Annotated in this window: 13 protein-coding genes; 5 read left to right on the top strand and 8 right to left on the bottom strand. The window is 60.9% G+C overall.

Features of this window, described 5'->3' with window-relative positions; translation table 11 throughout:
• Window positions 1–3 precede the first annotated feature (3 nt).
• Genes ABRP17_RS01315 through ABRP17_RS01335 form a run of 5 tightly spaced genes read left to right on the top strand, consistent with a single transcriptional unit; the run spans window position 4 to window position 4,092 of the window.
• Complete coding sequence (locus ABRP17_RS01315; RefSeq protein ID WP_349985211.1) at window positions 4–288, top strand: DUF4190 domain-containing protein; 285 nt, start codon at window positions 4–6, stop codon at window positions 286–288.
• Window positions 289–295: 7 nt separating this feature from the next.
• Window positions 296–1,066 (top strand): class I SAM-dependent methyltransferase, encoded by a 771-nt coding sequence (locus tag ABRP17_RS01320; protein WP_349985212.1) that lies wholly within the window; start codon window positions 296–298, stop codon window positions 1,064–1,066.
• Window positions 1,067–1,073: 7 nt separating this feature from the next.
• Window positions 1,074–2,129, top strand: coding sequence for a quinone-dependent dihydroorotate dehydrogenase (locus tag ABRP17_RS01325; RefSeq protein WP_188324244.1), 1,056 nt, complete (start codon window positions 1,074–1,076; stop codon window positions 2,127–2,129).
• Entirely contained in the window at window positions 2,129–3,172 is a 1,044-nt protein-coding gene (gene murB, locus ABRP17_RS01330; RefSeq protein WP_349985213.1) for a UDP-N-acetylmuramate dehydrogenase, read from the top strand. Before ABRP17_RS01325 ends, murB begins: the two co-directional genes overlap by 1 nt.
• A 50-nt stretch (window positions 3,173–3,222) precedes the next feature.
• Window positions 3,223–4,092 (top strand): DMT family transporter, encoded by an 870-nt coding sequence (locus ABRP17_RS01335; protein WP_192080748.1) that lies wholly within the window; start codon window positions 3,223–3,225, stop codon window positions 4,090–4,092.
• A gap of 45 nt (window positions 4,093–4,137) precedes the next feature.
• Here ABRP17_RS01335 and ABRP17_RS01340 read toward each other — a convergent pair whose 3' ends face one another.
• The 8 genes from ABRP17_RS01340 to ABRP17_RS01375 all read right to left on the bottom strand — a co-directional run bounded on the left by ABRP17_RS01340 (window position 4,138) and on the right by ABRP17_RS01375 (window position 16,059).
• Window positions 4,138–4,884 (bottom strand): hypothetical protein, encoded by a 747-nt coding sequence (locus tag ABRP17_RS01340; RefSeq protein ID WP_349985214.1) that lies wholly within the window; start codon window positions 4,882–4,884, stop codon window positions 4,138–4,140.
• 499 nt (window positions 4,885–5,383) lie between these two features.
• On the bottom strand, window positions 5,384–6,166 hold the full coding sequence (locus ABRP17_RS01345) for a 3-hydroxybutyrate dehydrogenase (protein WP_349985215.1): 783 nt from the start codon (window positions 6,164–6,166) through the stop codon (window positions 5,384–5,386).
• A gap of 83 nt (window positions 6,167–6,249) precedes the next feature.
• Window positions 6,250–6,921 (bottom strand): hypothetical protein, encoded by a 672-nt coding sequence (locus ABRP17_RS01350; protein ID WP_349985216.1) that lies wholly within the window; start codon window positions 6,919–6,921, stop codon window positions 6,250–6,252.
• A 589-nt stretch (window positions 6,922–7,510) separates the two neighbouring features.
• Window positions 7,511–10,660 carry a type I restriction endonuclease subunit R gene (locus ABRP17_RS01355; protein ID WP_349985217.1) on the bottom strand — a complete coding sequence of 1,050 codons (3,150 nt, stop codon included), beginning with the start codon at window positions 10,658–10,660 and terminating at the stop codon, window positions 7,511–7,513.
• On the bottom strand, window positions 10,657–11,697 hold the full coding sequence (locus ABRP17_RS01360) for an SIR2 family protein (protein ID WP_349985218.1): 1,041 nt from the start codon (window positions 11,695–11,697) through the stop codon (window positions 10,657–10,659). Before ABRP17_RS01360 ends, ABRP17_RS01355 begins: the two co-directional genes overlap by 4 nt.
• On the bottom strand, window positions 11,694–13,091 hold the full coding sequence (locus tag ABRP17_RS01365) for a restriction endonuclease subunit S (RefSeq protein ID WP_349985219.1): 1,398 nt from the start codon (window positions 13,089–13,091) through the stop codon (window positions 11,694–11,696). The genes ABRP17_RS01360 and ABRP17_RS01365 overlap by 4 nt, the downstream gene beginning before the upstream one ends.
• The gene (locus tag ABRP17_RS01370; protein ID WP_349985220.1) at window positions 13,084–14,796 is read right to left on the bottom strand and encodes a class I SAM-dependent DNA methyltransferase; all 1,713 of its coding nucleotides are present in this window, start codon (window positions 14,794–14,796) and stop codon (window positions 13,084–13,086) included. Before ABRP17_RS01370 ends, ABRP17_RS01365 begins: the two co-directional genes overlap by 8 nt.
• A 270-nt stretch (window positions 14,797–15,066) precedes the next feature.
• Window positions 15,067–16,059 carry a restriction endonuclease gene (locus ABRP17_RS01375; RefSeq protein ID WP_349985222.1) on the bottom strand — a complete coding sequence of 331 codons (993 nt, stop codon included), beginning with the start codon at window positions 16,057–16,059 and terminating at the stop codon, window positions 15,067–15,069.
• Window positions 16,060–16,061 lie beyond the last annotated feature (2 nt).

Below are 16,061 nucleotides of genomic sequence, written 5' to 3' on the forward strand. Positions count from 1 at the left end.
CGCATGAGCGTGCCTAACCGTCAAACCAGTGGACTGGCTGTGGCCAGCCTGGTCCTGGGGATCTGCAGCTGGACTGTGCTGCCCTTCATCGCCAGCATCGGGGCGATCATCACCGGCCACATGGCCCGTGCCGATATCCGCCGCCGCCCCTACGAACTGGACGGCGATGGCATGGCCATCGGCGGGCTGATCCTGGGCTACGTCATGGTGATCGGCGCGCTGTTGGCCGTCGGTGCCTTCATCCTGTTCTTCGGCGGCCTGGCCTGGTTGGCCCACGTGAACTCATGAGGTGGGCATGAGCACCCCCGCATCCGCATCCCGTTTTTCCAACCGCGTCGACGACTACGTCCGCTTCCGACCCGGCTATCCGCCTGCCCTGCTGCAGTGGCTGCACAGCGAGCAGGGCGTGCCGCATGAAGCGCTGGTGGCTGACATCGGCGCCGGTACGGGCATCTCCAGCCAGATGCTGCTGGCCGCCGGCCATCCGCTGATCGCAGTGGAACCCAACGCCGCCATGCGCGCGGCCGCAGAGACCTGGCTGGGCACCGAATACCCGAATTTCCGCGCCATCGACGGCACCGCCGAAGCGACCGGGCTGGCCGACGCCAGCGTGGGCCTGGTCAGTGCCGCGCAGGCCTTCCACTGGTTCGACACCGTGGCCGTGCGCGCCGAGTGGCAGCGCATCCTGGCACCGGGCGGCCGCGTACTGGTGTTCTGGAATTCGCGCCTGCTCGACGCCTCGCCGTTCCTGCGTGGCTACGAGCAACTGCTGCTGGATTTCGGCACCGACTACAGCGCCGTGGCCGAGCGTTACCAGACCGACGAGCAGATGCGAGAGTGGTTCGGCGGCGGCCTGCAGGCAACCGGCCACTTCCCCAATGTGCAGATGCTCGATTTCGACGCACTGCAGGGTCGGCTGTTGTCGTCCTCGTATGCGCCCACCGCCGGCCAGCAGGGGCACGATGCCATGCTGGCCGCGCTGCGTACCCTGTTCGACACCCACGCCGTTGATGGCCGGGTGGCATTTGAATACCAAACCCGTGCCTTCCTCGGCACGCTGGACTGATCTGCCCATGTACTCGCTTGCCCGTCCCTTTCTGTTCTCGCTTGATGCCGAGCGTGCCCACGGCCTCGGCCTGTCCGCGCTGGATGCGGCTTACCGCATCGGCACCACGCCCCTGATCGCCCCGCGCATCGCCCCGTTGCCGACCCCTGCCTTTGGCCTGACCTTCCCCAATCCGGTCGGCCTGGCTGCGGGGCTGGACAAGAACGGCGCGCACATCGATGCGCTGTTCGCGCTGGGCTTCGGCTCGGTGGAGATCGGCACCATCACCCCGCGTCCGCAGGCCGGCAATGCCAAACCGCGCTTGTTCCGGCTGCCGGCGCACAGCGCCATCATCAACCGGATGGGCTTCAACAACGACGGCGTGGACGCGCTGGTGCGCAATGTCGAGCGCGCACGCGACCGCCGCGGGGTGCTGGGCATCAACATCGGCAAGAACAAGGACACCGCCAACGAGAACGCGCTGGATGATTACATCGCGTGCCTGGACAAGGTGTATCCGCTGGCCGACTACATCACGGTGAATATTTCTTCGCCCAACACCGCCGGACTGCGCGAGCTGCAGGAAGAGAACGCGTTGCGGCAGCTGGTCGCCGGCCTGCGCGATCGCCAGGAACAGCTGGCCAGCGTGCACGGCAAGCGCGTGCCGATGCTGGTCAAGGTGGCCCCGGACCTCAACGAGCGCGACATCGACGCGGCCGCCCGTGTGCTGGCCGAACTGCAGGTGGACGGCGTGATTGCAACCAATACCACCATCGACCGCACCGCCATCGTGGGGGATCCGCTGGCCAACGAAGCCGGCGGGCTGTCCGGTGCGCCGTTGCTGGACCAGTCCACTCTGGTACTGCGCCGCCTGCGTGCGCGCCTGCCGGAAAGCATGCCGCTGGTCGGCGTGGGCGGCATCACTTCCGGTGCCGATGCGGTGGCGAAAATGGCAGCGGGTGCTGCCCTTGTGCAGGTCTACAGCGGGATGATTTTCCGTGGCCCTGCGTTGGTATCGGAATGCGTGGAGGCGATCCGTCGCCGCCGCGAAGCGCCCAGTCGTGGCGCGGTAGGAGGGCTGTGATGGTGGCGACCGGTTGGACGATGACTGAGAACGCATCGCTGCTTGGCCTCAATACGTTCCATGTGCAGGCCCATGCGGCCCGCCTGCTGGAGATCCAGGATTCGGCCCAGCTGCCCGACGCGCTGGCGCTGCCCGAGGTCACCGCAGGTGAACTGCTGGTGCTGGGCAGTGGCAGCAATGTGCTGTTGGCCGGCGATGTGGACGCCACCGTGCTGGTGTTCGCCAACCAGGGCATCGAGATCCTGGAGCACCGCGCCGACCACACCATCGTGCGCGCCGCCGCCGGGGTGAACTGGCACAAACTGGTGCTGTGGTCGTTGCAGCACGGGCTGTCCGGGCTGGAAAACCTGGCCCTGATTCCCGGCACCTGCGGTGCATCGCCGATCCAGAACATCGGCGCCTACGGCGTGCAGGTGGGTGAGTTCATCCAGACCGTGGAAGCGTGGGACCGCGAGGCCAACGACTGGGTGCGGCTGGACAACGAGCAGTGCGCGTTCGGTTACCGCGACAGCGTGTTCAAGCAACAACCGGAGCGTTACCTGATCACCGCCATCGAGCTGCGGCTGCCGCTGCTGCACGAACTGCGCATGGACTACGCAGGTATTGCCGAAGAATTGCAGGCCCAGGGTGTTGAACTGCCCAGCGCGGTGGATGTGGCCAACGCGGTGATCGCCATCCGCAGCCGCAAGCTGCCGGACCCCAACGAACTCGGCAACGCGGGCAGTTTCTTCAAGAACCCGATCCTCACGGTGGACCAGGTCGAGGTGCTGCAGCAGACCTTCCCGGACCTGCCGGTATACCCGGCCGAGCGCGAGGACCAGCGCAAGGTATCTGCTGCATGGATGATCGAGCACTGCGGTTGGAAGGGCTTCCGCGAGGGCGACGCCGGCGTGGCAGAGAGCCACGCCCTGGTGCTGGTCAATCATGGCACTGCCACCGGCGCGGAGCTGCTCGCGCTGGCGCGTCGCATTTCGGCTTCCGTGCTGGAGACGTTCTCTGTCGCCATTGAGCCGGAGCCGCGCCTGATCGGCGCACAGTGGTGACCCCTGCCCTGTCCACCACCGGCGCGCCGCCGCTGCGCGCTGCGTGGCTGATGCTCGGCAGCACGCTGTCGTTCGGGTTCATGGCGCTGGCCATCCGCTACGCCACCGCGTACGTGCCGACCCAGGAAGTGGCGTTCTTCCGCAATGCCTTCGGCCTGGTCGCCTTGCTGCCGATGCTGATGCGTCCGGGTCGCACACCGCTGAAGACGCAACAGTTGCCTCGCTACTTCATGCGCAGCGTGATCGGCCTGGCCTCGATGCTGTGTGCCTTCTGGGCGCTTGGCCACCTGCCGATGGCGCAGGCGATTTCCCTGTCCTACTCGACACCGCTGTTCGTCACCATCGCCGCCGTGCTGTGGCTGGGCGAAACGGTACGCATGCGGCGCTGGGCGGCGGTGGTGATCGGCTTCATCGGCGTGCTGGTGATCGTGCGTCCGGGCACGGGCAGCTTCAGTGCCGGCAGTCTGGTCGCCGTGGCGGCGGCGGTGCTCAGTTCGATCGTGGCGATCCAGATCAAGCAGCTCACCCGCGTGGACAGTGCCGATACGGTGGTTTTCTACACGTATGTGTTCTGGGTGCCCTTGTCCTTGATCCCGGCGCTGTTCGTCTGGGTATGGCCGACCGGCATCGCATGGCTGTGGCTGGCGCTCACCGGTGTACTGGGTACGCTGGGGCAGCTGCTGTGGACGCGCGCGTTGCGCCTGGGCGAAGTCTCGGCACTCACCCCGATCAGCTTCATGCAGTTGCCGCTGGTAAGCGTGATGGCGTGGCTGCTGTTCGGCGAAGCCCTGGACCGTTGGACGGTGATCGGCGCGCTGATCATCCTCGGTTCCAACGCCTACATCGCACACCGTGAGGCGGTGCTGGCGCGGCGTGCCAAAAGCGCAGCGGTGAGCGCTGCGGCCAAGCCGGGCGAGTGAGCGCCGGCCGCTGGCTGGCAACCCCAAACGGGTAACGACGTATCTTCAGCCCGCCCGCCACAGCGTGTCAGGCAGCATCTCCCTGCCCTGCACCGCTTCAAGCAGGGCCGTCAGGCGTCGAAGCGTGGCACGACGCTGTGGCATCGGAAACGCGGCGGCCTGCGGTCCCAGCAGGATGTGTTGGCTGTCCACCAGATGACGCAACACCCGCTGGTGCCGATACGCCTCACTGCCCATCGGCCACTGCCCGGCCCACTCCCCCTCGCCCGCCTCACGTGCCGCTGGGTGTTCCAGCGCATCGCGCACTGCCTCCGCGCGGGCGTGTACAGCGGCAATCCCCTCGCGATGGCGGGCCCACGCCTCGACGAAGCACTGGCCCAGGATATCGGTGGCCACGGGCAGGCCCGCAGGCTGCGTGAGCCAGCTCCCCACCCGCTCCAGCGCGCGACCATCGGCGCAGTTCAGCACCAGCCGAGGGCGTGCCACCGCACTGGCAGGGTCAGCCACCCACGCCCCCGGCGCAGCGGCCGCGCCTGCCGTCTCTGCCGGCAACACCGCCCAATACCGCCCCCAGCGCCGGGCAACGCACTGGATGCCTTCTGCGGGCAGACCTGCGGCCTGCGGCCGTGCGTCAGACACGTCCAGGAACCAACAGGCGCCGTCACGGTCAGTAATCAAGAACCGCACCACGGCGCGGTGAGGCGCGTAGGGTTGCGGCACTACCGTGTTCGCAAGAATGCCGAAGGCATGCGCCAGCATCTCGGTCACATGGACTATGGGCACGTGGGTCATGAGCGATCCGCCATCGGACTGGTCTGAATCCGCACTATCCCAGACGCACGAGAAACGCGTGTCGAAATGGCCCTCAGACGCCACCTGACGTCGCCTTCCGACCTTTAACCACGGCAACGTACGGGTCATTTACGACACATAGTCCCCATGACCGTCGATTGGTGGGGCCTATGCCCTTGATCGTCGCAGCCTGTCAGACACAGACGCCCGCCAAGTCGCGCAGCATGCGTCGGCTGGGGCCTTGCTGCTATCAGATAAGGTGCAGCGCGGTATCTGGATGGCGCGGCGCGAACGCGCTACTGCACGACGCCGGCCTTGGTCAGCTCTGGTAGCGCCGACTCATGGTCGGCGGCCTATATCCGCGCCGGTCTTCCACGGCGGGCACAAACCAATCGCTGAGGGCTGCTGTAGCGCCGCCCCATGGCGGGCGGCCTCGCGCCGTGATCCCCGCACGCAGGCGCGCGCCACGATGCTCCGGCTCAGCGTGTCATCGGAATGCCTAGCGGGCGGTCCAGCCACCATCCACCGGAAGCGCCGTACCGGTCATCTGCGCCGCGGCGTCCGAGGCCAGGAAGACCACCATGGCGCCGAGTTGCTCGGGCGTCACGAACTGCAGCGTTGGCTGCTTCTCGGCCAGCAGCGCGCGAGCGGCAGACTCCTGATCCACTCCCTCCCGCTCCGCCAATGCGGTGATCTGTTGTTCGACCAGCGCCGTCCGCACCCACCCTGGGCAGATGGCATTGGCGGTGATGCCTGTGCCCGCGGTTTCCAGCGCCGTCGCTTTGGTAAATCCAAGAACGCCATGCTTCGCTGCTACATAAGCCGATTTGTTCACCGACGCAACCAGTCCATGCACCGACGCGATGTTGATGATGCGACCGGATCCCTGCTGCTTCATGTACGGCAAGGCCGCCGCTGTTGCATGAAATACCGCCGATAAATTCAGCGCGAGGACCGCATCCCACTTTTCGACGGGAAACTCCTCGATCGACGCTGTGTGCTGGATGCCTGCATTGTTCACCAGGATGTCGATGCGCCCCATCGTCGCAACCGCGTGGGCGATCATTTCCCGCACCGCCTCGCCACGCGACAGGTCGGCGCCATCATGCGCAACCCTCACACCGAAGTCGGCCTCCAGCCCGGCGCGGATCCTTTCGATTTCCTGCGCATCGCCGAACCCATTCAGCACGATGTCGGCGCCTTGCCGCGCCAGCGCCGTGGCAATGCCGAGGCCGATACCGCTGGTGGAGCCGGTGCCTACTGCGACCTTTCCATTGAGCATGGGCGGGATTCCATCGGGTGTGGGTGGGTAGTGTAGTTACGGTAGATCCCGCACGCTGTAAGGACACTCTCCCCCTGGTGCTTTCAGGGTTTGAGCAGATCCGGCAGGCAGTCAGCGAAGGCCGGTTGGATCTTACTCACGGCTTTGGCGATGGCTTCGTCGCCGGTGAGCAGGGCCATGGTCATGCAGGTCATGTTGCTCAGCCCGTTCGAGTTGCGCAGCACCTGCAGCGCCAGGTGCTCAGGGATGCCATCGGCGCTGCGTCGCAAGGCGTGGATTCCGCCGTGCACGAACGAATTCATGGCATTCCAGGACACGTCCTTGAAATGGGCCAGCATCTGGTGGGCCGCCGCCGGTACGCCTTGCCCGACGCGCTTGCCGATCTGGTCGATCATCTCCTTCGCGCTAGGGAGATTCTTGGCAGCCTGTTCGGCTTCCAGCGTCAAGGGTGCTGATAACTTCTCGATGGCCGACTCACTGGCGGCATAGATCAGCCACATGGCACGGGTGAGCGCCTCGAATTGCAGCCGCATCAGGCTGACGGCCGAGGTGGGCATGCCCAACGCCATCAATGCCCGCAACGATGCTGCGTGTTCCATGGCGACCAGACACATGCCCAGGGCCGATTCGCCCCGGACCGATCCATCGAATGCGGCATCGCCTAACAGTTCGTCCAGTCGCTCGTGCAAGGCATCGGACCGGAGCAGCATGTGCTCCAAGGGAACGTCGTTTTGGTCGATGGCGGTTTGCTCCATGCTGGGATCGCAAAGCCGTCGGGCGTCCCCGGCCAACTGGGAGATAGCCGGTCGCGCTATCGTGCTGCACATCGAGCCACCCTCCCCTGCGGTCCTGGGGTCTCGCCCCTGTCGTGCGTCCATCCTTCCCTCGCTTCGCTCGGCTGACGCCTCGGGCCCGGCTTCCAGATCCGGGCCTGCGCGCTTCACTTACCGTGCGGTCAGCGCAAGGAGAAGACCGGCGCCACCTCCGTCCGTCTCCTCTGACTCCATGACCTTGCTCGCGCCTGTAGCCCGCCAAGGAAGGCATGTAGGAACGTGACCTTGGCGGCGCCTGTTACGGGACTTCTACAATAGCTAGCGATAGTCCCAAAGGGATCTGATCTGACTCCCGCTCGATCATCAACGGGGCTCGTAAGCCCATGTGATTAAAGGGATTGGTTGCGATCGACACGAGGCCTTACCGTCGCTTCTACCGTCCAGAACACACCTCTTTTGCTTGCGCGGGAGATGGAGCGATTTGCGGCGCGTTGATACTTTCGAGCCTATTGTCAATCGACTCCAATCTTACATTGCCTCTCCAAGACCCGAAACCACCGCGCCACACCATTTACTTCGACCATGCGTTCGACAGTGATTCCGCCTGCTTCAGCACCAATTCAATTGCGGCATCCTCACCTACCGGCGGGTACCTCCACTTCTTCAGGGTGCGTCGCACCAGAATCCTCAGCTTGGCGCGGACGCTCGCGCGCACTTGCCAATCTACCGTGGTGCTGTTGCGCAGTTTTTCGGTGATTTCGACAGCGATCTTTTTTAGGATATCGTCGCCCAGCTCCCGCACGGCGCTTTCGTTGTTGGCCAGAGCATCGTAGAAGGCAATTTCGTCCGGGTTCAGCCCCAGCGCCGCTTCGCGTTCCAGCGCAGCCTGGAAGTCCTTGGCCATCTGGATCAGTTCCTCGATGACCTGCGCCGTCTCCACCGCCCGATTGTGGTATTTGCGTAGGGTTTCCAGCAGGCGGTCGCCGTACTTCTTCTCCTGCACAACGTTGTTGCGCGCCCGCGCCTTGATCTCATCACGCAGCAGCTTTTCCAGCAGTTCCACCGCCAGGTTACGGCTCTTCATCTGCCGAACGTCTTCCAAGAACTCTTCCGACAGCAGGCCGATGTTGGGTTTGTCCAGGCCCGCTAGGGTGAAGATGTCCGCCACCCCATCCGCCACGATGGCGTTGTCCAGGATCTGCTTGAGCGCGCTGTTCTTGTCCGCGTCGGAACGCTTGCGGTCCACCGTGGTGAACTTGACGATGGCGGCCTTGACGGCGGCGAAGAAGGCAATCTCCGTGCGCAGGGCGGCGGCCTCGTCCAACGTGCTGCACAGGGAAAACGCCTTGCTGACGGCCAGCATGGCATCAAGGAAACGCTGCTTGCCGTCCTTCAGGCCCAGGATATGGTTGGCTACCGGCACCAGCAGTTTCATTGCATCGGTCTCGAAGCCGCTGTAGTCGAAGCCATGCATCAGTCCGCGCACGATGTCGAGCTTTTCCAGTAGTACCGCCAGGGCCTCAGCTGCGTTGTGCGCCGGGTCGCCCTTGCCCTTGGATTCGGTATAGGTCTTGAGCGCCGCTTTCAGTTCGTTGGCAATGCCGATGTAATCCACCACCAATCCACCGGGCTTGTTGCGGAACACCCGGTTGACGCGGGCAATGGCCTGCATCAGGTTGTGGCCCTTCATGGGCTTGTCTACATACATGGTGTGGCAGCAGGGCGCGTCGAAGCCAGTCAGCCACATGTCGCGCACGATCACCAGCTTCAACGGGTCTGCCGGGTCTTTGAAGCGCTTTTCCAGGCGTTTCTTCACCTGCTGGCTGTACAGGTGCGGCTGCAGCAAGGGCTTGTCCGCTGCCGAGCCGGTCATCACTACCTTGATTGCGCCCTTCTCCGGGTCGGCATCGTGCCAGTCCGGGCGCAGGGCGACGATGGCATTGTACAGCTCGGCGCAAATGTCACGGCTCATGCACACGATCATCGCCTTGCCTTCCAGCGTGGCCGTGCGCGTCTCGAAGTGCTGCACCAAGTCGGCAGCCACCTGTTCCAAACGCGGCTGCGCGCCAACCAGCTTGGTCAGCGCAGCCCAGTCGCTCTTGGTCTTCTCGCGGGCAGTGATGTCTTCCTCGTCCTCGATGACCTCATCTACCTGGGCATTGAGTGCGTCGATCTCGGCCTGGTTCACGTCCAGCTTGGCCAGGCGGCTTTCGTAGAAGATCGGTACCGTGGCGCCATCGTCCACCGCGTCCTGAATGTCGTAGATGCTGACGTAATCGCCGAACACTGCCCGAGTATCTTTGTCTTCCAAGGCGATGGGCGTGCCGGTGAAGCCAATGAAGGTGGCGTTGGCCAGCGCGTCGCGCATGTGCTTGGCGTAGCCAAATACGTACTTGCCGGTCTTGGTATCCAGTCGCCCTTTCATGCCGTACTGGCTGCGGTGCGCCTCGTCGGAAATCACCACGATATTGCTGCGATCCGAAAGCAGCGGGTGAAGTTCCTCATCTTCCAGCAGGGCAAACTTCTGCACCGTGGTGAAGATGATGCCGCCCGCTTCACGCGAGGCCAGCATCTCGCGTAGTTCCTCGCGGCTGCCGGCCTGCTCCGGCGTCTGCTTGAGAAGGTCTTCGGCAGCGCAGAAAGTACCGAAAAGCTGACCGTCCAGATCGTTGCGGTCGGTCACCAACACCAGCGTAGGGTTTTTCATCTCCGGCTGCTGCAAAAGCTTGCCCGCGTAGCAGGCCATTGTGATGCTCTTTCCCGAGCCTTGCGTATGCCACACCACGCCCGCCTTGCGGCTGCCGGGCTGTACTTCCTTGCCATAAGTGGCACGTGGCTCCTGCACTTGCAACAAACCCTTGTTCGGGCCGCTGGCGGCAATCACCGTGGCCTTCACCGCCTCGCGCACCGCATGGAACTGGTGGTAGCCCGCGATCTTCTTGATGATTTGGTCGGCATCCTGCTCGAACAGCACGAAATGGCGCACATAGTCGAGAAACAGATTAGGCTCGAAGAAGCCGCGCACCAGCGTTTCCAACTCGAACTCCAGCCGCGGCCGGTCGTCCTCATTGGCAATTGCCCGCCAGGGCTGCATGCGCTCCTGGTTCGCCGTAAGCGACCCCAGCCGCGCAGTGGAGCCGTCGCTGACCACCACCGCCACATTGGTGTTGAACAGGTCGCTGATTTCTTCCTTGTAGGTCTGTATCTGGTTGAAGGCGTCCCAGATGTCGGTCTGCTCGTTAGCCGGGTTCTTCAGCTCGATCACCGCCAGCGGCAGACCGTTGACGAAAGCCACCAGATCCGGGCGGCGCGACTGCTTGGTGCCCGTTACAGTGAACTGGCTAACCAGCAGAAAGTCGTTGTTGCGTGGGTTGGCGAAGTCGATCAGGCTGACCAGATCGGCGCGTTTCTCGTCATCCATGCGAAACTCGACCGGAATGCCAGCCAGCAACAATCGATGCACACGACGGTTGCGTGCAATCAGTAGCGGCTCGCTGACCGTAAGAAGTTCACGTGCCGCCTGTTCCAGCGCTGCAGCGGGGATGTGTGGGTTGATGCGCGCCAGCGCGGTCAACAGGCGCTCGTAAAGTACGGGCTGACGATAGTCAGTACGGGCAGGATTCTCTCCATCCGGTGCGATGTTTGAACCCTGAGCGTGCTGCCAGCCAAGCTCCTGATACCAAGAGATGCCGTAATTTTCGAGCTCCTGTTCTGTAATCATAGCCCGTCCTCCATAAGCGCCATCAAAAGAGCCTCAATGGACTCATCATGCATATCTGCCGGGTACCAAATTGGGTAGATATTGCATTCAAGCAGCGCATCACGGCGAATAATTTTCTCGTCGTGGTTGTTTGGCGCAGGCAAGAAGGCATAGTGACGTGCGATGTTGTCGTGTCCATTGGCTTGCACAAGCGCTTTCATTACTGAAATGGTTCGGTCGACCGTAAGACTACAACCAATGAAAAGCAGCGTCCTAGTGCAAATAGCCTCTACTGCTCTTTGCAGCTCATTTCCTTCACCGTAGTGCCTGTCGTACTCCGAGGCCGTGAGAATTCGGCTTCGAGGGCTCATTGATGTGCCATGTAGCTTAAGAAGAACCCTCTTTCCCTCTGCCAATTTTTTCGGCAATTCTTGGGAGAACTCCCCGGATAACTCTTCAGAGAACGGCTTTCCCTCCGCCTCGAAACAACGCTTGGTCACGTCATCAAAATTCGTCGTGATAACGCAGGATTCGAAGACATGAGGCAACATCCGGACGCAACCAGAAATTTCACGTGATCGCCCAAAGGCGTTTTCTACTCCTTCGTTGAAAGCCGGGCCAAGTGCATCTGCAAGCCTCTGGGCCGCCTCTTCATATCGGCCCGCATTCAGAACTTGGTCGAACTCAACCGAATCAATCGTCGTCTCGCGGCTGTTTTGCTTGAGAAAGGCAGTCCATCCGGGATAACCGCTTGGAATTGACAAACCGGCGCCCACAAAAGGTATAACACCCCCTCTGGCATAAACCTCTTTGAGCTTTCCAAATCGGTCTTGCAAGCCAAACTCATCCAGCATTGCCCTTGCTGATTCGATCAACTCTTCTTTGCGCTCCTGCACCCAATCCAGAAAAAGATCGTTGTATGCATCTGGATCAAGCAACCCCTCCAGGATTTCATCCGGCGCCCAGAGCTTGTTTCGGATATGCACCCTTCCCTTATCGATGTAAAGATTTTCCTCTTGCGCCAAGGCATCTTCAAACATAGGCATGAGATGCTTCATTCGGACACCTCGATCTCACCTGAAAGGAGCTTGGGCAGCAAAGTATCCCGCGTCGCGCCCAAAGCTGCAATCTCATCCTGCCTGTTTCGAACTTCCTCAAATATAGGGGTGACTGATGTTGTAAAGCAGTCAATCAGATCTGAGTTAGCTAAAAGGATCGGCATCTCACGAATGGTCTTCGAATTGACCGCATCAGCAATAGATGACGTACTACCGAGCATTGAGTAATCAAAGCCCTTCAGGTACAGATAAAGGTACTCCGCAGAAATGACAGAGTCTTCAAGCAGCTTAAAATGAGCAATAGCCTCATTGGTAACCATCGGACCATCTGTGATAGATACCCTCCCGATGGTCAACTTGAAGCTAAGCAGAACGGTTCTGTCGGGTACGACACGGACATTGAAGCGCGAGACGGCCTCCGAAGTTAGGAACTCTGAAGATCGCTGCTGAAAAACTCCACTAGCTCCCATATCCTTGATAGACACCCAGCGCAGATAGCCTTCACCTTCAGTGAACCAATGGGGCTCCTTTCTCGGCGGAGTCTTGCCAATACCGACTTCAGTTAACAAGTCGGCAGCCCGAAATGACCACCCCCTCGGAATCTCCCCCAACTCCGACTCTTCCATAGCATCGGGAAATAGTGCGGCGATGGCGGCGAGTTCGTCGTGGTGCGCTCGGGGCATCTGGTCGAGTTCGGTGCCAGTCTTGCCGCTGATGACGCGCATGGCGGCGCGCAGTGGGTCTTGGCCTTGTTCAATAGCGGCAATTTTAGCTTTGACCGGGTCGAAATCGATAAACCAGGACTTGAAAATAGCTTGCGCCATGGCTTCGAGGGTTCGGTTAATACTGCAATCGATTTCTATTTTCCCATCCAATGAACCAAGAATGGATGCAATACTGCGCTGCGCATGCAACGGAGGGACCACGATCGGAATCCGATCAATCACACCTTGATTTAGGGACGCCATCGTAGTTCCAGTTGCATGCTGGATAATCCAACGACGGGAATCATCACTTTGCAACTGATAAGCAAGAAATCGACTATCTATTGATTCAGGGGGGCGCAACCGAATGCCATCAGACCCAAGGAACCAGCCATCCTGCTCTTGGCTAACCATGGCCGAGCGATCAACAGCCCCTTTTCTAGCAAAAACAATATCTCCAGTGCGAAGCACGTACTCTGGAAGGCGATTGACGACTTCGGGAGATACCCGCGGAGTTTTCTCATGAGCTTGAATTTTACCGTAACCGATCTCCCCAACTGATATCAAAGGAACACCGATCTTTGTGTATTCCTTCGCCTTTAGAGTGGTTCCGAACGGCCCAGTTTTAATGTGCCCTCCTGCTGCGGCAATGAGCGCTCCGATCGTACTTGTCGTCCATTCATCACTCATAACCCAGCCCCGCCATATTCTTCTTAATCTCCCCCTCCAACTTCGCACTTTTCGCAAACTGTTCGGCCAGTTGCGCCGTCAACCGCTGCATCTTCTCGGCAAAGGGTTCGCCATCGTCTTCCTGCTCTGCCGCGCCCACATAGCGCCCCGGCGTCAGCACATGCTCGTGCTTGCGAATTTCGTCCAGCTTGGCGGAATAGCAGAAGCCGGGCACATCCTCATATCCGTCGCCCTGCTGCCAAACATGGAAGCGGTCGGCGATTCTCCGGATGTCGTCCAGAGTGAAGTCACGCAGCACGCGGTCCTTCATGTAGCCCATCTGGCGGCCGTCGATGAAAAGGAACTCGCCGCGCCGGTCACGCTTCTTCTTGTCCAGCGCGAAGCCGTTCTTCTTGTCGCGGGTCAGGAACCAGATGCAGGCAGGTATCTGGGTGTTGGTGAACAGCTGGCCGGGCAGCGCGACCATGCATTCCACGTAGTCGTCTTCGAGTAACCGCTTGCGGATTTCGCCTTCGTTATTGGTGTTAGAACTCATTGAACCATTGGCCAGCAGCAGTGCCATGCTGCCCGTGGGTGCCAGGTGCCAGAGCATGTGTTGCAGCCACGCGAAGTTGGCATTGCCCTGCGGCGGCGTGCCGGCGATCCAGCGCGGGTCCTTGGCCACCTTTTCGTTCCACCATTCCTTCATGTTGAAGGGCGGGTTGGCCATCACGAAATCGGCACGCAGGTCGGGGTGCAGATCGTTCAGCAGGGTGTCGGCTGGGCCGGTGCCGAAGTTGAAGTCGATACCGCGAATAGCCATGTTCATTGCGGCCAATCGCCAGGTGGTGGGGTTGCTCTCCTGCCCGTAGACGCTGATCTGCCCGCTCTTGCCGTTGGTTGCCTCGCCACCGTGTTGTTCGATGAATTCCTCGCTCTGCACGAAGAAGCCGCCGGAGCCCATGGCCGGGTCATAGACGCGGCCCTTGAACGGCTGGAGCATTTCCACGATCAGGGTGACGATGCTCTTGGGCGTGTAGTACTGGCCACCCTTCTTACCTTCGGCCAAGGCGAACTGGCCGAGAAAGTACTCGTAGACGTGACCAAGGATGTCCTTGGATTTCAGGTCGAGCGGCTGCCCACCATGCTCCTTCGCACTGAAGTCGGTATCTGAGAAATGGCTGATCAGCCCGGCCAGCTTGCTGGAGTCGAGCTGCACGCGGACGAAGTCCTTGTTGAGCACGTTCTTCAGGCGGGCGTTCTCGCGCTCGATGGCCTCCATGGCGTTGTCGATCAGCCATCCGACCGAGCGCATTTCCTCCGGCTCGTCCTTGCCGGGCCTGTTCCAGGGCAACGCTGCCTTGGGTGGCAGTTGCGCGCAATCGCGCAAGGTCTGCCAACGGGCTTCTACCGGCACCCAGAACACGTTCTTCTCGGTGTAGTAGTCCCGCACTTCCAGCTCGGCGGCGATGTTCTCCTCGTACTCCTGGGTACCTACGCCACCGTATTCTGCCGGGGCCATGTAGTAGTCATGATCTGGACTGGTGAACTGTTCGCGCAGTTCGCGCTGACGTTCTTCGAAGGCGTCCGAGACGTACTTGAGAAAGATCAGCCCGAGTACGACGTGCTTGTACACGGCGGCGTCGAGGTTGGAACGTAGCTTGTCGGCAGCGGTCCAGAGCTTCTTTTCCAGGTCGTTGAAGAAATCTTGTTCGATGGGTTTCATGTTCTTGTCCCGTGTTGCGTCACGTCTGGCTCCCTTGCTGGCCTCACTGGCTTCTCGCCTGGTGGCTGCTGATGGCTCGGTGATTGGTTTGCGCAAGGGAAAAATGTTCCCGCTCAAGGCAGCTGAGCCGTCGCCGGTAAATGCCGGCTGGGGCATTGGAAGATACTGTCCTGGCGACCCAGAGTTTCAAGCTGGCGTTGATTGCGAGCGATTTTCCGATGAATTATTCAATCTTCTGTTCTCTAGGAATTACTTGTTATTCCTCTGGTGTCAGGCAGGCCAATACAGCCGCTTTAGCGGCACAATGCGTTTGGTCTCGGCGTCTGTGGCGTCATAGTGCTCAATCAGCGCGCGAACCACGTGATCTAGCGTCCACATCGCCAGCGGAATGGGGGCGCGATCTGCTTCGTACTGAGCGTCCTTGGTGAACCCGCCCGTACTTACGTAGAGCCCGCGATCATCCTTGTGGCGACCACCAAGGAAGCTTCGAATTTCCTGACTCCCCATTTGCCCTTTACGGTGTTTGACCTCCACGACGATGCGCGGGTGCTCAAATCCGAACCCATCTGGCGAGGCAACAATATCTTTACCTCGATCTGAACCGGGTGGAGACACCTGAGTCTTGTAGCCCATAGCGCGCAAGATCCCCGCCACGAGTTGCTGCATATCGTCCCAATCAAGCTCGTTGACGCGATCTTTTATTCGCTCGACCGCCTGAGAGTCGATGTCTGCCAGGGGGTCCGCCACTATCTCATCGGTTTCATCGTCGGCTATCGGAGCCGGTTGTCCCTGAATAGCTGCAAGCACTTCGGTAGCAGCAACTCGCGGCACTTCGAACAATGTCAAGGTGGAACCAAGAGTGTTCTTTGTACTAGTGCCCAAACGATCGCGCGGCAGTTCCTGCGCGCCCCAGCGAACGTCTCGGGCTAAGGGCATGCCCTGCTCCGCCCAATCGGCATGATGCTTAGCGGGACCAGCAATCCTACCGATGGAGTACAGGCGGTTTGGAGGAGAATAGGTAATAACCCAGTCGCCATCTCGAATGTCATTAACGAAGCGCCAGACCTGAGAAGCGCCAGACACTACCGTGCCACGCTTGGCCTCTGGTTCAGCGGCCTGATAGAGGCCGATCAGCTGTTTTCGACCGACGCCAGGTTTGGCATGAGCAGCCAGCTGACTCCAGCCCACAGCCACGACACCGCGCTCTCGGAAAGCGTCATACAAGATGCCGCCATCGCCGCGAACCATCCACATCCGTTCCATCG

The organism is Stenotrophomonas sp. WHRI 8082 (assembly GCF_040223995.2).
GTDB lineage: Bacteria > Pseudomonadota > Gammaproteobacteria > Xanthomonadales > Xanthomonadaceae > Stenotrophomonas.

Coding starts and splice junctions, on each gene's coding strand:
- ABRP17_RS01370 (WP_349985220.1), bottom strand. CDS start 14,796: ATGAAACCCATCGAACAAGATTTCTTCAACGACCTGGAAAAGAAGCTC.
- murB (WP_349985213.1), top strand. CDS start 2,129: ATGGTGGCGACCGGTTGGACGATGACTGAGAACGCATCGCTGCTTGGC.
- ABRP17_RS01345 (WP_349985215.1), bottom strand. CDS start 6,166: ATGCTCAATGGAAAGGTCGCAGTAGGCACCGGCTCCACCAGCGGTATC.
- ABRP17_RS01340 (WP_349985214.1), bottom strand. CDS start 4,884: ATGACCCACGTGCCCATAGTCCATGTGACCGAGATGCTGGCGCATGCC.
- ABRP17_RS01365 (WP_349985219.1), bottom strand. CDS start 13,091: ATGAGTGATGAATGGACGACAAGTACGATCGGAGCGCTCATTGCCGCA.
- ABRP17_RS01315 (WP_349985211.1), top strand. CDS start 4: ATGAGCGTGCCTAACCGTCAAACCAGTGGACTGGCTGTGGCCAGCCTG.
- ABRP17_RS01355 (WP_349985217.1), bottom strand. CDS start 10,660: ATGATTACAGAACAGGAGCTCGAAAATTACGGCATCTCTTGGTATCAG.
- ABRP17_RS01320 (WP_349985212.1), top strand. CDS start 296: ATGAGCACCCCCGCATCCGCATCCCGTTTTTCCAACCGCGTCGACGAC.
- ABRP17_RS01335 (WP_192080748.1), top strand. CDS start 3,223: ATGCTCGGCAGCACGCTGTCGTTCGGGTTCATGGCGCTGGCCATCCGC.
- ABRP17_RS01375 (WP_349985222.1), bottom strand. CDS start 16,059: ATGGAACGGATGTGGATGGTTCGCGGCGATGGCGGCATCTTGTATGAC.
- ABRP17_RS01325 (WP_188324244.1), top strand. CDS start 1,074: ATGTACTCGCTTGCCCGTCCCTTTCTGTTCTCGCTTGATGCCGAGCGT.
- ABRP17_RS01360 (WP_349985218.1), bottom strand. CDS start 11,697: ATGAAGCATCTCATGCCTATGTTTGAAGATGCCTTGGCGCAAGAGGAA.
- ABRP17_RS01350 (WP_349985216.1), bottom strand. CDS start 6,921: ATGGAGCAAACCGCCATCGACCAAAACGACGTTCCCTTGGAGCACATG.